Origin of the sequence: Clostridium sp. 'White wine YQ', from assembly GCF_028728205.1 — a bacterium.
Taxonomy (GTDB): Bacteria; Bacillota; Clostridia; order Clostridiales; family Clostridiaceae; genus Clostridium_T.
In genome coordinates this window covers 161520-179286 of record NZ_JAQYUU010000009.1, presented here as the reverse complement: position 1 = coordinate 179286, position 17767 = coordinate 161520, and the positions used below count along the sequence as shown (strand labels likewise).

At 32.0% G+C, this 17767-nt stretch carries 14 protein-coding genes; 2 read left to right on the top strand and 12 right to left on the bottom strand.

The features are described 5' to 3' along the window. Positions 1–24 precede the first annotated feature (24 nt). From PTZ02_RS18165 to PTZ02_RS18145, 5 genes are all read right to left on the bottom strand, one after another. On the bottom strand, positions 25–1197 hold the full coding sequence (locus PTZ02_RS18165) for an ABC transporter permease (protein ID WP_274229169.1): 1173 nt from the start codon (positions 1195–1197) through the stop codon (positions 25–27). Further along, entirely contained in the window at positions 1197–1910 is a 714-nt protein-coding gene (locus PTZ02_RS18160; RefSeq protein ID WP_274229168.1) for an ABC transporter ATP-binding protein, read from the bottom strand. Before PTZ02_RS18160 ends, PTZ02_RS18165 begins: the two co-directional genes overlap by 1 nt. 78 nt (positions 1911–1988) lie before the next feature. Beyond that, a complete protein-coding gene (locus PTZ02_RS18155; RefSeq protein WP_274229167.1) occupies positions 1989–3644 on the bottom strand; it encodes an efflux RND transporter periplasmic adaptor subunit in 1656 nt (551 codons plus the stop codon). 253 nt (positions 3645–3897) lie between these two features. Next, complete coding sequence (gene ltaE, locus PTZ02_RS18150) at positions 3898–4929, bottom strand: low-specificity L-threonine aldolase (RefSeq protein ID WP_274229166.1); 1032 nt, start codon at positions 4927–4929, stop codon at positions 3898–3900. A 38-nt stretch (positions 4930–4967) separates the two neighbouring features. After that, a complete protein-coding gene (locus PTZ02_RS18145) occupies positions 4968–6305 on the bottom strand; it encodes a C40 family peptidase (RefSeq protein ID WP_274229165.1) in 1338 nt (445 codons plus the stop codon). 414 nt (positions 6306–6719) lie between these two features. Here PTZ02_RS18145 and PTZ02_RS18140 point away from each other — a divergent pair, with 414 nt between their 5' ends. Next, the gene (locus tag PTZ02_RS18140; protein ID WP_274229164.1) at positions 6720–6854 is read left to right on the top strand and encodes a hypothetical protein; all 135 of its coding nucleotides are present in this window, start codon (positions 6720–6722) and stop codon (positions 6852–6854) included. Positions 6855–6889: 35 nt separating this feature from the next. Here the strand turns inward: PTZ02_RS18140 and PTZ02_RS18135 are convergent, their stop codons facing one another. After that, the gene (locus PTZ02_RS18135; protein ID WP_274229163.1) at positions 6890–8293 is read right to left on the bottom strand and encodes an MATE family efflux transporter; all 1404 of its coding nucleotides are present in this window, start codon (positions 8291–8293) and stop codon (positions 6890–6892) included. Positions 8294–8442: 149 nt separating this feature from the next. Here PTZ02_RS18135 and PTZ02_RS18130 point away from each other — a divergent pair, with 149 nt between their 5' ends. After that, on the top strand, positions 8443–8874 hold the full coding sequence (locus PTZ02_RS18130; protein WP_274229162.1) for a MarR family winged helix-turn-helix transcriptional regulator: 432 nt from the start codon (positions 8443–8445) through the stop codon (positions 8872–8874). A 41-nt stretch (positions 8875–8915) separates the two neighbouring features. Here the strand turns inward: PTZ02_RS18130 and PTZ02_RS18125 are convergent, their stop codons facing one another. The 6 genes from PTZ02_RS18125 to PTZ02_RS18100 form a co-directional block, all read right to left on the bottom strand. After that, positions 8916–9728, bottom strand: a complete 813-nt coding sequence (locus tag PTZ02_RS18125; RefSeq protein ID WP_274229161.1) for a MurR/RpiR family transcriptional regulator — start codon at positions 9726–9728, stop codon at positions 8916–8918. 156 nt (positions 9729–9884) lie between these two features. Beyond that, positions 9885–11318, bottom strand: a complete 1434-nt coding sequence (locus PTZ02_RS18120) for a 6-phospho-beta-glucosidase (RefSeq protein WP_274229160.1) — start codon at positions 11316–11318, stop codon at positions 9885–9887. Positions 11319–11444: 126 nt separating this feature from the next. Beyond that, positions 11445–13181, bottom strand: a complete 1737-nt coding sequence (locus PTZ02_RS18115; RefSeq protein ID WP_274229159.1) for a methyl-accepting chemotaxis protein — start codon at positions 13179–13181, stop codon at positions 11445–11447. A gap of 62 nt (positions 13182–13243) precedes the next feature. After that, the gene (locus tag PTZ02_RS18110; RefSeq protein WP_274229158.1) at positions 13244–15469 is read right to left on the bottom strand and encodes a glycosyltransferase family 39 protein; all 2226 of its coding nucleotides are present in this window, start codon (positions 15467–15469) and stop codon (positions 13244–13246) included. Positions 15470–15495: 26 nt separating this feature from the next. Continuing rightward, a complete protein-coding gene (locus PTZ02_RS18105; RefSeq protein ID WP_274229157.1) occupies positions 15496–16476 on the bottom strand; it encodes a glycosyltransferase family 2 protein in 981 nt (326 codons plus the stop codon). A gap of 142 nt (positions 16477–16618) precedes the next feature. Continuing rightward, a complete protein-coding gene (locus PTZ02_RS18100) occupies positions 16619–17632 on the bottom strand; it encodes an SDR family oxidoreductase (RefSeq protein ID WP_274229156.1) in 1014 nt (337 codons plus the stop codon). Between the last annotated feature and the right edge of the window lie 135 nt (positions 17633–17767).

Below are 17767 nucleotides of genomic sequence, written 5' to 3'. Positions count from 1 at the left end.
TTTTCTAAATAAAGATATATAATTTTATTCGAATCTCAAAGCATCGATTGGGTTTAACTTAGATGCTTTATTGGCTGGATACATTCCAAATACTATTCCAACTAAAACAGAGAATACGAATGCTCCGATTACTACATTTCCAGAAATATAAACACTCATTTTAAATAAGTTTTGTGCTCCATATCCGCCCAAATAGCCAAGTAGTACACCAATTATTCCTCCAAGACTACTAATACTTGCAGATTCAATTAAAAATTGCAGTAAAATACTACTTCTTTTAGCTCCTATTGCTTTCCTTATTCCTATTTCTCTAGTTCTTTCAATTACTGAAACAAGCATTATATTCATAATTCCTATACCTCCTACCAAAAGGGATATAGCTGCAATTCCTCCTAACATAGCTGTCAAACTTGCTGTGGTAGTACTTGCTGTTTGAAGTAATGTTGTCTGATCGAATACCCTATAACTCTTAGTATCATTATTATACTTCTTATTTAAAAATAATTGTAAGTAAGACATTGCTTCACTAACATTATCTTTATCCTTAGCTTCAACGTAAAAATTTCTTATTTTCGTAGTTTGAAGTAATCTTTCTGCAGTAGATAATGGAAGTATTATTCTGTCATCACTAGAACCTGCTGAAGTACTTCCCTGTGGCGTAAGTACTCCTACGATATTAAATTCTATTCCATTTACATACATTGTCTTTCCCACTACGTCTGTTGTACCAAATATATTATCAGCAGTTTCACTTCCAATAACTAGTACCTTGTATCTTTGTTCTAAATCAATATCGTTTATAAATCTACCTGCACTTACGCTTATTTTTCTTATTTCTTCATAGGACGGAATAGATGCCTCTAAACTAGTAGTTGCTGATTTTGTTCCAGCCTTTACATTAACACTTCCCGATGTTAAAGCAGGCGCTATTTCTTTTATTCCAGGTTTAGTCTTTAAATCTGCTAATTCTTGATCTGTTATGGTTGCAGTTCTATTCCCTGTAATACTTACAGTAATTAAATTTGTACCTAAACTTTCTATTTGTTCTGTAACCTGTTTGTTTGTTCCTTGTCCAATACCAACTAATACAATTACAGAAGATATACCTATAATTATTCCTAACATTGTTAAGAATGACCTCATCTTATTACTCCATACAGAAGATAAAGCCATCTTAAATAACTTAGTTACTTTCATTAGCTAACTTCACCTTCTTTCATGCTATCAGAGGTTATTCTACCATCTTTAACAGTAATAATTCTATGAGCTTCCTGTGCTATCTCCATATCATGTGTAATCATAACTATTGTATTTCCTTCATTATTGAGTTCCTTCATCATCTGAAGAACTTCTTTACCAGTTTTACTGTCTAATGCCCCAGTAGGTTCATCGGCTAAAATTATTTGAGGCTCGGTAACTAAAGCTCTTGCTATTGCAACTCTTTGTTTCTGTCCTCCAGATAATTCTGTTGGTTTATGTTTAAGATGTGATTCTAACCCAACCTTTTTTAGAGCCACTAGTGATTTTTCTTTTATTTTACTATTTGAAAGTCCTAAATATACAAGTGGTAACTCGACATTCTCTAAAACACTTAGCTTAGGTAACAAATTATAGTTTTGAAATATAAACCCAATTTTTTTATTTCTTATCTCCGCAAGCTTAGAATCACTGCATCTAGTATCTAGCCCATCAAGAAAATAATCTCCCTTTGTAGCGGTATCTAGGCATCCTATTATATTCATTAAGGTTGATTTACCAGCCCCCGAAGGCCCTACTATCGCTACATATTCGCCTTTAGTTATTGTAAGGTTAACATCATCTAAAGCTATAAATTCACTACTTCCCATTGGATAAGTTTTATTTATATTTTTCATTTTAATTACTTCGGTTTGGTCTATTTTATTTGCCATATAATATCTTCCTCCAGTAAGGCATTTTTTAAAGATAGACATCTTCAAAAATGACACATTATTATTTATATTATCTGGTTAATTTCCTTTACTTGTGCCATTACTACTTTTAGCATTACTGCTATTGCCATTACTACCATTGCCTGAATTTCCACCACCTGATTGTCTACTTGCTCCGCCGCCCATGCTGCCGCCAAGGCCTCCCATTCCACCAAAGCCGCTTCTATTTCCAGTAGTACTAGTAGTAGTAGTCTTTGGTAGTGCAATTAAAACTTTTTCTCCTTCAGTTAACCCATCCAAAATTTCTACATAGTTTTCATTTTGAATTCCTGTTTTAACCTCAACAAGTCTTCCAGCTCCTGAATATGTTCCTCCCATTCTCCCACCAGCTCTTCCAGAGTTTCCACCACCTGAATATGAACCTTTTTGATTACTGTTTGCACTATTATTTGAACTATTATTTGAACTATTAGCTGCTCCTGACGCACTTTCTACCATTACATATTTAGTTCCATTTCTATCTACTAAAGCTTCTGTAGGTACGGCTAAAACGTCATCCTTATTTTCAACTGATATATTTACATTAGCGTTCATTCCGATTTTAATATCTGTTGGATTTGCTACTGAAACTACAACATCATATGTAGTTACATTATTATTTGATGCTCCTGTTAAAGCTATAGATTCTACTGAACCATCAAAAGTTTTATCACTAATTGCATCAAACTTAATCTGAGCTTTTTGCCCAACCTTAACCTTGTTTATATCCATTTCATCTATAGCAACTTTAACCTTTATTGATGATGGATCTACCACTGTTAATACTGATTTTCCAGACTGTACATCATCACCATTGGCATTATTTTCTTGCGTTACAACTCCATCAATTGGTGAAGTCACTGTCATTTTACTCACTTGCTCTGAAGCTGAATTATATTGACTTTGCGCATCACTAACACCTGAAGTATCTGAACTTGAACTTGATTGCCTTTGAGCTGATGACAATGCTGATTTTGCTTTATTCAAGTCATCTTGTGCACTAGAAACAGCATTTTTTAAGTCTTGATTATCAGTAGTAAATAATTTTTGACCTGCGCTAACAGCACTACCAACTGTCACACTTAATCCTTCTATTGTTCCACTATTATTAGCAGTAACTTGTACCACTTTTCCATTAGAATCTGTAATTGTTAAAATAGGTTTTCCAGCTCCAACATAATCCCCATTACTATCATTCACTGCAGTTACATTTCCACTTACAGGTGATGTTGATGTCATTGAATTTAATCTATTAGTAGCCTGTGTAAGCTCACTTTGAGCTTGATTTACTGCGGCTTGTGCATCTGCAACTTGACTATTTGTATTACTAGCTGATGACTGAGAATTTGCCTTATCTAAATTACTTTTTGCTTTATCTAAGTTTTGCTTTACATCTTGGCTGTCAGAAACAAACAAAGTATCTCCTGCCTTAACAGTATCTCCTACCTTTACATTAAGTCCAGTTAGTGTACCATTATTATTTGCAGATATATCCTTAGTTGTACCTGCAAAGGCTGCTCCTGTCCCCTGTACATTTACAGCAATATTTGTTTTTGTAGCTGATACAGTCATGTATTGAGCACTTGTAGCCGTAGCTTTACTGGCAAAAAACTTATTGTATCCTACATATCCTCCCGTAGCTACTGCAATTACAACTACTGCTGCAACAATGTATTTCACTAGCTTTCTCTTCATAATAATTCCCCCTACATTGATTAATTATCATTTTTAAAATATCCAACTATAATTTAACAATATCTTCAATATATCTAGTATATTGTTCGAAAGTGTCAATTTAATGACAATACTCCTAATTATTTTTAATAAAACACTACTATTTTAAAATTTTACTTTTCTTTAATATTTCTAAAGTTTTATATATAAAAGGGGAAAAAATAAGATTCAGAAATTTTTTGTTTGAAAAATCTCTAAATCTTATTAATCATTACTATATTAATTCCTTCATCACATTAACAACATAATCGATATCTTCTTTATTAACCCAATAGTGTGTCACAAATCTCATCTTTCCTGCTTCTGGTGGATTTATTTTTATTCCTTTGTTTAAAAATGCCTCACATATCTCCTTAGAACTCTTACTGCAATTTTCAAGTTTGAAGAAAACCATATTAATGTCAAGATTATCTTTATCAACAGTTATACCTGAAATCTCCTCTAATCTACTTGCTAGGTATCTTGCATTATCATGATCTTCACTTAACCTGCCAGTCATTTCTTTAAGTGAAATAAGTCCTGAAGCTGCTAAAAAGCCAACTTGTCTTAAGCCACCGCCCATTAGCTTTCTTTTCTTTCTAGCTTTTTCTATAAATTCCTTGTTTCCTGCTAATATAGAGCCTATTGGAGAGCATAAACCCTTAGATAAACAAAACATTACTGAATCACAACATTTAACGATCTCTTTTACATCAACTTGTAGATGAGTTGCTGCATTAAATAATCTCGCTCCGTCTAAATGTACCTTTAAATTCCTTTTTTCTGCTATATTATAAATTGTTTTCATGTATTCTAGGTCTACCACCGATCCATTTGAATATGCATTCTCTAAACAAATCAAAGATGTACCTGGAAAATGAATATCTTCCTGTTCTGCTCTAATTATAGATTCAACCTTTGAAACATCCATTTTTCCTCTTTTTGTTGCTAACGCTCTAAGTTGAACACCTGCAATTACGGCTGCTGCACCAACTTCATGAGCAACTATGTGGCAATCTTCACCTAATATTACTTCGTCTCCTCTTTTACAATGGGTAAATATAGCTAGTTGATTCCCAAAAGTTCCACTAGGGACAAATATTGCTGCCTCTTTTCCAACTAAGGTAGCTGCGTATTTTTCTAATTCTTTTACAGTAGGATCATCCTCATATACATCGTCACCTACAGTTGCCTTAAACATAGCTTCTCTCATTCTTTCAGTTGGCTCTGTTACTGTATCACTTCTTAAATCTATAATTTTACTCATAATTTCCTCCAATTGTACCTATACCTTAAATAATTCTACTATTTTAGTATTCTTCTAACTCGACCTATCTTACTCCAATTTACATTTACAATCTTCACATAGTCCTTAGAGTTTGGGGACTCTATCCATTGTCCATTTCCTATGTACATACCTACATGACTAATATCACTGTAGAATAAAAGATCTCCTGGTTTTGCATCTGAAACAGATACTTCCACTCCATTATTAATTTGATCCCAAGTAGTTCTTCCGATAGTTATTCCTGCTTGTTTATATCCCCATTGAACAAAACCTGAACAATCAAATGCTCTATATCCCTTATCTACATATTTTGCAGCCAAATCATAAACTCCTCTTGATGCCTCAACTGAAAAATTTTGTTTTATAGTATTTAAGTAGGCTGTTGTTAATAATTCTCCTGCCCCACCATATACATATGGAGATCCAATTTGTGCTTTTAATGAACTTAGTATCTTATTATAGGCTGAAGGATTACTTGGAGTATTGGAATTATTAGCATCACTGCTATTATTATAGCTAGTCCCATCTACTAACTTAACATAATCCTTAAGTAAGTATCCTATGTTTCCATTGTAATTAACGTTATACCAATCCCCATACATTCCTAAGACATCAAAAGTTGCTCCAGGTAATAAGTATGCTACTACTCTACTGTCTGACCCAGTACTTGCTTTACTTCTTAATCTTAGATTAGAGTTAACATTATAAACTACGCCTTTTTTACTTCCTGTATTTTGTGACGGAGTTTGAGTTGGCGTGGTTGTCACTGGAGGATTAGTAGATCCTGATGAAGTACTAATCTCTTTAACATAATCTTTATGTACATATCCGCTTATTCCATTTGCTTGTATGGAATACCAATCTCCTGATTTGCCCTTTATGTCAAATGTTTGTCCATTATTTAAATATCCAACAACTGATGAATTAGTACTATTAGATGATCTTATTCTTAAACTACTACTTATATTAACAACTTCTCCTTTAGATGAAGAAGAAATTATATTATTCGTAGGTGTAGTTACAACACCACCTGATGAGACTTCCTTAACATAATCCTTACTTACATATCCACTTCTGCCATCATACTGTATATTGTACCAATCACCTTCTGAACCTAATATACTAAAAGTTTGTCCATTTACTAAGTATCCAATTATTGAATAGCTAGCTCCTGCACCTGATCTTACTCTAAGATTCGTGCTAACATTAATAACTTGTCCTTTTTTGGTGAATTGCTGAATATTTGCTACTGAAGTTGTATTTGTTGCTGCATATGCTGCATGATTTGAAATAATAACACCTGTTGATGTGGCTGCAGTTGCCATAAGTAATTGAACTATTTTCTTTTTATCCACTTATATCCCCCCTTAAGTTCCTATAAAAAGCTATATCTTAACATAAACTTATACATTTTATTCCTCATATAGAATTTTCGACTGATTATGGGTTCTCATTACTAACCATTATACTACTTTCCATAATAAATTTATAAATTTTTTAAAAACATTTATTTATGACCTGAAAATACACTTAAAATATACCGTTTTTTATGCACCTAAAATTTATCAAAGCTTTTTGATATTTATTGATAATCTGTCAATAAACTCTACTATTACATAGTTTTCATTTATTAATTTATTAAAAAAATTCACAGTTTTTGGGCATGTTTTTAATTGACTATCATCATAGAATATATTATAAAGAAGATGTAGAGACAATTAATATTTCTAGAATTTATTAACAAATTAAATTCTAAGGAGATGATATAAATGATGAAAATACAGAACTTATTCAAGAAATTTATACAAGAAATGCACATTATAGACGAAGAACCACACCCAAGAAAATACAGTGATTTAGCACAAGAAACAAAATATAAATACGGTAGAATGCCATTAATGTAAAATAAAAGAGCCCTCTGGGCTCTTTTATTTTATAATTAAATATCTGCAACTTTAGCTTCTAAATCACCTTTAGTAAACTCTTCTTCCTTATCTTTTTGTTCAGACTTAGTAAGTATCTTCATTTCCCTATAAACAAACACACCTGTAACAACAGTTGTAACAAAGTCAGCTATAGGTTGAGCCATCCAAATACCATCTAATTTAAAGTAATTAGGTAGTATTATTATCAATGGTATTAAAAATAATACTTGTCTAAGTAGTCCTAGTATCATAGAAAGTTTTGCTTTCGCTATAGCTTGGAAATAATTAGTTCCAACTATAGTGAAGCCTACAATTGGTAACATTAATAAAAATATAGTAAGTCCTCTTGATCCCATATCTACTAGACCAACATCATCACTATTAAATACCTTTATTATTTGAACTGGGAAAAGTTCTACCATTATAAATCCGAATACTGTAATTGCTGTAGCTCCCATAACGGCATACTTAAGTGCCTTTTTAACTCTCTTGTAATTTTTTGCACCGTAATTGTATCCAATAATAGGCTGAACCCCTTGATTTATTCCGAATATAGGCATTAATATAAGCATATTAATGCTTGTTACTAGCGCCATAGCTCCTATAGCAATAGAACCACCGTAATTTTCTAAACTCTTGTTAAATGTAATGGTAACTACACTTGCGGCTAATTGCATTACAAAAGGAGACATACCAATTGCTATTATTTGCTTAATAATATGAGAATCTAATTTTAGGTTTTCTCTCTTAAGCTTCAATAGCCCCTTACCTTTTAGGAAGAACCAAAGTGTCCAAGTGGCAGTTATCATTTGTGAGATAACAGTTGATAAAGCTGACCCTCTTACTCCCAACTTAAATACAAATATAAATAAAGGATTAGCTATAAAATTTATAAAAGCTCCTAACAACATTGTAACCATTGCCGTTTTAGGATCACCTTGTGACCTAATAACTGAATTTAATCCAAAAGCAATATTTTGAAATATAACACCAAGGAAAATAATAAAAGAAAATTCTTTTGCATATAGCATTATATCTTCACTTGCCCCTAGTATCCTAAGTATAGGTTCAAGGAAAAGTATTCCTACGACAGTAATAAATACTGAGAATATAACAAGTAAAACGAATGCATTTCCTAAAATATGTTCTGCTTCTTCTTTTTTATTCTGACCTAGTTTTATAGAAATAACTGCACCTGCACCTATTCCTGCAAGCATACCAAATGCCATAATGACATTTGTTATTGGGAATGTTACTGCTACACCTGAAAGCGGTAGTGATCCTACCCCTCTTCCAACAAATATTCTATCTACAATACTATAGAGTACATTCACTAACATACCAATAATTGCTGGAATAGAAAATTTCAAAAGAAGTTTCCCTACACTTTCAGTGCCTAATTCATTTGTTGTATTCATAATTAAAACCTCCTTTAAAATTTAATATATGATTTTTATAATATATGTATTATAATAATAGTTGCACTGGCAACTATTATTATATTTCAAATAAGTTGCAATTGCAACTATATATTGAAATATAAATTATGCTATAGGAGGAAATAGCTTTGGAGAGTAGTGAATCCTTAGGTAAATGGATATCTATATTAAATAGGTATAATCAAAATTATATTAGCAAGAACTTAAAAGAATATAATATAGGCAGCGGTCAATACATATTCATCTTAAATTTATATTGTAATGATGGAATAAGCCAAGATAAGCTTTCTGATCTCCTAGCAATAGATAAGGGAACAACCGCAAAGGCTATAAAAAAACTTGAAGAAGCTGGCTATGTTAGACGAGAAGTTGATGAAACAGATCGTAGGGCCTATAAGCTTTATGTTACCCAAAAAGCACTTGATATAAAACCAATAATTACTAGGGTTCTTAATGAGTCCAGTTCATTTCTATCCTTTGATTTTACAGAGGGAGAAAAACTTCTAGCCTTAAAATTATTAAAGAAAATGTCTGATAATGCAATTAGATATTTAGAATAACAAAACTAAAATGAGGATTTTCAAGATAGAAAATCCTCACTTTAACTATTTCTATGATTATATAATTGTCCATATCTGTAATATAAAATATCCATAATACTTAATAAGGTATATCTACCTAAGACTATTGATTCCACACTTTTAATGTCTGGATTTCCAAAATTAATGACTAAATCAGCTTCTTTAAAACGTTCTATGTCAGGATCCTGCGTTATAACGGCTAGTTTAGCTCTCTTTCTTTTGATTTTTCTAATTATATCTGTTTTGGCTACTCTTCCTGCTACAGACAGCATTATAACTAGAGAATTTTCATCTAATTCTTCAATGTGTTTAAGCTGCTCTTGAAAATCCACAAAAGCAGTGGCTAGCTTACCTAATGCTATAAATTTGGCCTGTATTTCCATTGCTATGTACTGAGAAAACTGCATTCCGAAAAAAGCAATTTTATTATGAGTATAAATAAGTTCCAAGAGTTTATCTAAACTCCTCATATTAATATTCTTGCGGCTTTGTTCTAAGTTATCAATTAATAAGTCATAAAATTCATTTTCTATTGTACTTGGCTTAATGCTCTTATTATCAATTAATTTCAAGTTAAAAGATAACTGGTCATTGTAATATCTAATAGTATGTTCTAGTCTGTTTTTAAAATCTCCAAAGCTTTCATAATCTAATTTTTTAATAAACCTACTAATGGTAGCTGGAGATGTATAACACATGTCCGCTAATTGATTTATATTGAATTTAGGTACCTGGTTTATATTTTCAAGCATTGTCCATGCTATTGTGTAGTAAACATCTTTTTCCCTGCTAGAATTCACAAAAAATAATAAACGATAAATAACCTCTTCCATATTTCATCTCCTCTATCTGAGACTTTAAAAAATTGATGGCTCATAATTCTCTATTACATTATATTATATTAGTTTTAATTCCTCAAATTAATAAAGGTGATTCTTGAAAATATTACTTCAAGAATCACCTTTTTTTATTTTATTAAATTTAACTTTCTAAAGTTCTTGTCCATTTGTCTCTATAACTTTTTTATACCAATTAAAACTCTTCTTTTTAATTCTTCTAAGGGTTCCATTTCCTTCATTATCTCTATCAACATAAATGAACCCATATCTTTTCTTCATTTCTCCTGTCCCTGCACTTACTAGGTCTATTGGTCCCCAAGTAGTATATCCTATTAGTTCAACTCCATCTTCAATAGCTTCTCTCATTTCATAAATATGATCTCTTAGATAATTAATTCTATAGTCATCATTAATTACATCATCATCTTCTAATACGTCTACAGCTCCTAGTCCATTTTCTACTACGAATAGAGGTTTTTGATAACGATCATAATAATAATTCAATATATATCTAAAGCCCTTAGGATCTATTTGCCAACCCCAATCTGAAGCTTTTAAATATGGATTTCTAACCCCACTCATGAAGTTTCCTTCAGTTTTATCCTTATCCTCTGGTGCTGTGCTTACTACACCACTCATATAATAACTGAAAGCAACGTAATCCACTGTATTATTTCTAAGTATTTCTTCATCCCCATCTTCCATTTTAATAACAACATTATTTTCTCTAAAGAAGCGCTTAATATAGCTTGGATAATATCCTCTTGATTGTACATCTCCAAAGAAGAAGGACTCTCTATCCTTTTGCATTGATTCAAACACATCTTCTGGTTTACATGTATAAGGGTAACTGATTGATCCAGCAAGCATACATCCAATCTTTGCTTCAGGATCTATTTCATGACAAGCTTTAACAGCTAAAGCACTTGCCATAAATTGATGGTGAGCAGCTTGATAAATAGCTTGTTTTGCATTTTCTCCTTCTTTTATAATTACCCCTGCCCCTACAAATGGTGCATGAGCAGTTATATTTATTTCATTAAAGGTCATCCAATATTTAACCTTATCTTTATATCTATTAAATAAGGTTTTTGCATATCTAACATAGAATTCAATTACTTCTCGACTTCTCCATCCACCATATTTTTTTACTAATCCTAATGGCATTTCATAGTGGGAAATAGTTATTACAGGTTGAATATTATGCTTTAACAATTCATCAAATAATTCATCATAAAATTTAAGGCCTTCTTCATTTGGTGTTTCTTCATCACCATCTGGGAATATTCTAGTCCAGTTTATTGAGGTACGGAAGCACTTAAATCCCATCTCCCCAAGCAATGCAATATCTTCTTTATATCTGTGATAGAAGTCTATTGCTAGATGTGAGGGACGATACCCCTCCATATTATCAATGAATTCCTGTGGATTTGATATTGCTCTAAATCTTGCTTCCCCTCCAGCTGGTAATACATCAGAGGTAGAAAGACCTTTTCCATTCTCTAAGTATGCACCTTCTGCCTGATTTGCCGCTATTGCGCCTCCCCATAAAAAATTATCAGGGAACTTCTTAAAATTATCCATTAAAATCTCTCCTCCTTAAACTCTTATGTAATCATTTACTTAGAATATACCATTTAACATCTACATTAATTTTCAAAATATGAAAATAACCTAACATTAAATTAATGCTAGGTTACATAAAAAATCTTATACAGTAAACTCTGAAGTTATATTAGTTAATTTTTTTGCCATATCAGAAAGATTGGAAGTTGTTCTTTCTATTTCATTCATTGTACTTAATTGCTCTTGTATGCTTGCACTTATATTTTCTGTTCCCTGTGCTAAGTCATTGGAGGTTAACGATATACTTCCTATTGCTTTTTCAATTTCTTTAGTACTCTCAGCTTGCTGCTCATTTGCTTCATCAATATGTTCTACTTCTATAGTCATATCTTGAATGTTTTCAATTATGTTTTGTATACTTATTCCAACTTCAGATGCTTTTTCAACTCCATCTGATACTTTTCTCTCAACTTCACCTACAGATTCAACTGCTGATGCTGCCTTTAATTGATTTTCTTTTATTAATTCCGATATTTGTCTCGCTGCATTGTTACTTTCGTCAGCTAATTTTCTTATTTCATCTGCTACCACATTAAAGCCTCTACCTGCTTCTCCTGCTCTTGCTGCTTCTATTGCTGCATTTAGTGCTAATAAATTTGTTTGCTCTGAAATAGAACTTATGATTTCTATTATGTCTCCAATCTTCTTTGATGAGTGATCTAAATCATTAATCATATAAGATACATCTTTTGAAGAATTGGCTATATCTTTTATAGATTCAACTATTTCAGATATCTTACTTGCACCATCTTCTGCTTCTTTTCTAGCCTTCTTACTCTTTGCTGAAGTATTCTTGCTTGCGTTTGCTGTATTTTCTGAAAATGCAGATGCTTCATTAAGACTTGCCATTGTTTCTTCAGAAGCTGCTGCTGCATCTGCTGTAGCTGAAGCCATTCCTAAAACTGTATTTGAAATATCTTCTAAAGAAGTTGTACTTGCTGTAGTAGATTTGTTTAACTCTTCACTTGAGGACGATATTGTTTTAGCTGAAACTGATACTTCTTTAATTATTGATTGAAGCTTATCCATAAACAAATCAAAACTTTGACTTAGTTCACCTATCTCATCTTTACTCTTATAATCTATTCTTTGAGTTAAATCTCCGCCATTCTCAGATATTTCTTTAAGCTTTGTAGTAACTCTTTTCACGGGGGTAATAATTGATCTTGCTATTACAACTGACAAAATAACAGTTATTGCTGCACAAACTATAAGTAATCCTCCTAATAGCACTAGAGTTCTATTATAAAGTAACTTACTACTATCATATGTATTTTGAGCCTCTTTTACATGATTATTAATTATTTCATTAAGTGACACGACTAAAGCAACTTTAGTCTTATCAAAGTTAACCATATCTGTTGGTGGCCCTTGAGTTGCTCCGTTCATTTGTCCTTGTGTTTCGTTGTTTCTTTGCTGATTTCTCTCATTTGCTGCTAATAAAAAAGCATCCTTTGCTGCAGCATAATTATTATAGTTTTCCATAACTGCTTTAAAATTACTATCATCTTTATATTTTTCTAAAGCTGTATCAATTTCTTTCATAACAGTGGTTATGGTATCTAATGCCGACTTTTTAGTATCATCATCTGTGGCATCCATATACGAATTCCCAACAGTTCTCACTTCTTCAACATCAGTTTTTATATTTTCTAATTCTATAATAGGTACCATTCTTGTATTGTTTAGTTCATTAATTTTAGAATTTACATCTGAAATTTGAACTATTGCTGTTCCGCCTATAATTACAATGAAAATAAGAAAACTAATTGAAAGTGCCATTATTTTTTTTGTCAGTTTTATATCTCTAAATTTTATCATTTTGTTCCCCCGTCCCATAAGCTTAAGTTAAAATATTTTTCATTTATTATATGATTTAAAGCCTACTTAGCCTTTAAATCATATAATTCATTTGACATCCCATTTCTACTATTCTTTACATTTCCATCATCTGTATTTGAAGTACCAGTTTCACTATTTTGTGATTGTGAGTTGCTCCATTCACTTTGTGGAACTAATGTACCATTTTCTTTTACCCAATTCATAATTTCATTATTTCCACCGCCGCCTTGGCCGCCAGTTAGTACATATCTTATTTGTCCTTCACTTACTAAATTCTTAAATTCATCTAGTGTTAGAATTTTATCTGATCCGCTAAATCCTCCTAGTGTCATTACTGAACCACCAGTTTGAATTATTATGCTTGCTGCTGTTCCATTAGAGGATTGCACTGCTACCAAATATTTCTCGGTTGTTGTATTAGCTTTTAAATAATTTACAAGTTTTTGTGTACTGCTATCAGTTCCTGAACTTGATCCAAAACTGCCTCCCATACCTCTTCCATCCATTCCACCACTGCCTGTCATTAAACTTAATCCTGCAGATGGGAATGTTCCTGCCATCTTATAAAACATAGTTGTTCCTGACCAGATTGCAGGTGCAATTAGAAGTCCAACTAATGCTGTTGTTATTAAACCTTTTGTTATCTTAGATGTTTTATCATCAATATCATCTTTTTTCTTCTTTATTAAGTTAAATATTCCTAGTGCAATTGAAGAGGCTATGCTTAGTATAGTTATTGCTATCATTATAAACTTAGGTATACTTGATGAGTTATAGTAATAAGACAAGATTAATAATTGAACTCCTGCATTTATAATAAACGATGCTGGTAATAACCATGATTTCCATCCACCTTGTTTATATAGCTCCCACATTGAAGTTATTCCTATTCCTACTAATGCCGCAATTGGTGGTGCTAACATTGTTAAATAGTATGGGTGAAATAACCCAGTTGTAAAGCTGAAATACGTAAATACTGGTACTAACCAAGCTGCCCATAATACGATTCCTATCTGCTTTTCATTCTTTAGTGATAATCTTAATTTCTCTTTAATCGCTGCTGCTATAAATCCTATTACCGCAAGTGGTAATAACCAAATTATTTGATCTGATAAACTATTATTTGAAAATAATCTTGTTATCCCTGCTCCTTCAGAGCCTCCCATATTTCCTGTTTGTCCATTTGCATTTTGTCCCATTCTCCCACCAAAGTTACCTCCTGGTCCCATTCCTCCTGATGGAGGATTTCCTTGTATTCCTGATGGTGCTCCCGAAGGTGCATTACCTCCATCCTGAGAGTTTCCTTGAGCATTATTTTGTGCTTGTGTTGCACCTGAATTTGCATCTGGTGCTCCTTGTGAAGGCTGTCCATTATTAGTATTTTGACCATCTACATTACTTGTGTTTCCATCTGTTCCTTGTCTATTTCCTTGACCCATTCCCCCACCAAAGTTTCCGCCACCTCTGTTTGATGAGCTGCTAAGTCCAAGCCTCTCTAATCCATTATGTCCTACTATAAGTTCCATAACTGTATTATTAGTACTGCTTCCTACAAAAGGTCTATCTGAAGCTGGAACTAATCCTACTATAAAGGCCCAAGATAGAGATGTTATCAGTAATACCACTGTTCCTAATGCAAGATGTGCAATTCTTTTCTTAATAGATGCTGCAGATGATAATAAATATGTTATATATAGTGCAGGAACTATCATATATGCTTGAAGCATTTTTATGTTAAACCCTATACCCACAAAAACTAAGCTTAAAATTAAGTATTTTAGTTTTCCTTTTTCTGCAGCTTTTGAAAGGGCTAAGCACGCTAATAATAATGCTACTATTAATAAATTATCTATTGTATTATTTCTACTGTCTGCTACAAATATAGGTGTAACTGCAAGACATAGTGCTGAAATTAAACCTGCTATACTTCCAAAAGACCTCTTAACTATGTGATATATTAATCCGACTGATATAACTCCAGCTAAGGCTTCTGGTAATAGTATACTAAATCCACTAAATCCAAATATTTTAGCTGATATAGCTTGAATCATAAATCCTAATGGTGGTTTATCAATACTTACAAAACCCGCTGGATCAAATGATACAAAAAAGAAGTTTTTAAGGCTCATTGTCATACTTTTAACGCCAGCTGCGTAATATTCATTAGCATATCCTTCTATATTTAAATTTGTAAAATTAAGTACTGCTGAGATAATTAAAATAATCGTTAGTGCTATATTTTCTTTGGTCAGCTTTAATTTTTTCATCATTTTCCCTCCAAATATATTTCCTATTATTGATTGCTTATCTTTCTCAATTCATTATTTTCTTGTTCTTCTCTATATGATGTGATGCTTTCTACTATATATATAGGTCTTCCTTTGCTTTCGTCAAAAATTCTTCCTATATATTGTCCCATCATACCTAAGATACAAAAAATTAGTCCAAACATTATTAAGTTCATGGAAAACATTGTTTCTATATTTATCATGGATAAATTATCTACTATTGCTTTCACAATGTTTATAATCAGTGAAATTCCACCAAGGGTTAAGGTTATTCCCCCAAGATATCCGGCTAAAGCTAAGGGTTTATATGATAAGGAAGTAATTCCGTCTACTGCAAGCTTTATCATCTTCTTTAGTGGATATTTTGTTTCTCCTGCAAATCTTTCCTGTCTTACGAACTCTACAAAAGTTTGCTTGTATCCTACCCAACTTACAAGACCTCTTACATACCTATTCTTTTCTGGAAGTGATTTTAAGGAATCACAAACCTTTCTATCTATCAGTCTAAAATCTCCTGTATCTACTGGAATATCAACACTGGACATGCTTTTTAAGATTCTATAAAACATTTTCGCACTGAACTTCTTAAAAAATGTTTCTCCTTCTCTTTTTGCCCTTTTTCCATAAACAACCTCATATCCTTCTCTCCACTTTTCAATCATCTTAAGCATTACTTCTGGTGGATCTTGAAGGTCCGCATCTATAACTATAATTGCATCTCCTAATGCTATATCCATCCCAGCTGTTATGGCTGCTTGATGTCCAAAGTTTCTAGAAAAATTAATTAATTTTATGTTTTTATCTTTTTTACAAATTACATCTGCTATTAACTTAGTTCTATCTTTACTGCCATCATTTATAAATATAATTTCATACTTTTCATTTGTTGAATCCATAACTGCTTTTAATCTTCTGTAACTCTCATCAATAACTAATTCCTCATTATATAGAGGTACAATAACTGAGTGAATAATACCTTGAGACATTTTGCGCACTCCCTTTTTACTAGTTTCTTTGTTTAAATTATAAATAGGAAATGTAGTCGTAATATCAAATAATTATGTGAAATTCATGTGATAAAACACAAAGAGCAGAGGTCTATATAAAGACTCTGCTCTTTGTAGATTATTAATTCTTATATGAACTTATAATTTTTTCTTGAAGTTCAATTACCTTATCACAAAAGTTATCAAACTCTTCATCTTCAACTTGTAACTCGGGATTAGCTAACAAATATTCTATGCTAAGCTTCACACCCTCGTAGAACCTAGTAGTTGCTACGAAATCAGGTACTAATCTCTTAATTTTACTATTATCAAAAATTAAACTATTAGCCTTATCCCCTAATAAATCTCCTTCTAGTTCTGGCTTTAAAGCTACCAAAAGGTCACTTGCTACATGTACCTTTTTTACTTCTGCATTAAGTATATCTCCAATACAATTATAAACTTCATTCCAAGTTATAGCTTCATCAGAAGTAATATGCACTGCTTCACCTATAGCAGAACGATTTCCCATTAAACCTATAAATGCTTTTGCAAAATCTGTATTATGTGTTAATGTCCAAAATGATGTTCCATCTCCATGAATTATAACTGGCTTACCATTAATAATTCTGTTAATAACTGACCAAGCACCTTTGCCACTCTTAACTGCTAGCGGAATTTTTTCAATTCCATAAGTATGACTTGGTCTTACTATAGTAACTGGAAACTTATTTCGCCTAAAATCCTCCATCAATAGTTCTTCGCACTTAATCTTATCTCTAGAATACTGCCAATATGGATTATATAGCGGAGTACTTTCAGTAATAATATGATATGTTGAAGGCTTTTGATAAACAGACGCTGTACTTATAAAGATAAATTGTCTTGTTTTCTTAGAAAATAATCTTATATCTCTTTCAATTTGTTCTGGTTTAAATGCAATAAAGTCAGCTACAACATCAAAATCCATATCTTTAATAAGAGCTGAAACATCTTCTTCATTATTTATATCAGCTATTATAGCCTTAGCCCCTTCAGGAATTTTATCTAATCTGTTTCCGCGGTTTAGAAGATATAATTCCCACCCTTTTTCTATTACTAGCTTTGATATTTCTCCACTTATATTTCCGGTGCCACCAATAAATAAAACCTTCACTTAGATTCTCCCCCTACTCAAACAATAAATGTATATACTTATATATAATTATATTCATTCTTCTATCCTAATACAATTATAGCAATATATTAACAAAAAATAATTATCTCATTAGGAAGGATTTTATAAATTCCT

What these genes read in the sequence shown, in the direction of transcription:
- PTZ02_RS18165 (WP_274229169.1), bottom strand. Translation starts at nt 1,197, where the DNA reads ATGAAAGTAACTAAGTTATTTAAGATGGCTTTATCTTCTGTATGGAGT.
- PTZ02_RS18160 (WP_274229168.1), bottom strand. Translation starts at nt 1,910, where the DNA reads ATGGCAAATAAAATAGACCAAACCGAAGTAATTAAAATGAAAAATATA.
- PTZ02_RS18155 (WP_274229167.1), bottom strand. Translation starts at nt 3,644, where the DNA reads ATGAAGAGAAAGCTAGTGAAATACATTGTTGCAGCAGTAGTTGTAATT.
- ltaE (WP_274229166.1), bottom strand. Translation starts at nt 4,929, where the DNA reads ATGAGTAAAATTATAGATTTAAGAAGTGATACAGTAACAGAGCCAACT.
- PTZ02_RS18140 (WP_274229164.1), top strand. Translation starts at nt 6,720, where the DNA reads ATGATGAAAATACAGAACTTATTCAAGAAATTTATACAAGAAATGCAC.
- PTZ02_RS18135 (WP_274229163.1), bottom strand. Translation starts at nt 8,293, where the DNA reads ATGAATACAACAAATGAATTAGGCACTGAAAGTGTAGGGAAACTTCTT.
- PTZ02_RS18125 (WP_274229161.1), bottom strand. Translation starts at nt 9,728, where the DNA reads ATGGAAGAGGTTATTTATCGTTTATTATTTTTTGTGAATTCTAGCAGG.
- PTZ02_RS18120 (WP_274229160.1), bottom strand. Translation starts at nt 11,318, where the DNA reads ATGGATAATTTTAAGAAGTTCCCTGATAATTTTTTATGGGGAGGCGCA.
- PTZ02_RS18115 (WP_274229159.1), bottom strand. Translation starts at nt 13,181, where the DNA reads ATGATAAAATTTAGAGATATAAAACTGACAAAAAAAATAATGGCACTT.
- PTZ02_RS18110 (WP_274229158.1), bottom strand. Translation starts at nt 15,469, where the DNA reads ATGAAAAAATTAAAGCTGACCAAAGAAAATATAGCACTAACGATTATT.
- PTZ02_RS18105 (WP_274229157.1), bottom strand. Translation starts at nt 16,476, where the DNA reads ATGTCTCAAGGTATTATTCACTCAGTTATTGTACCTCTATATAATGAG.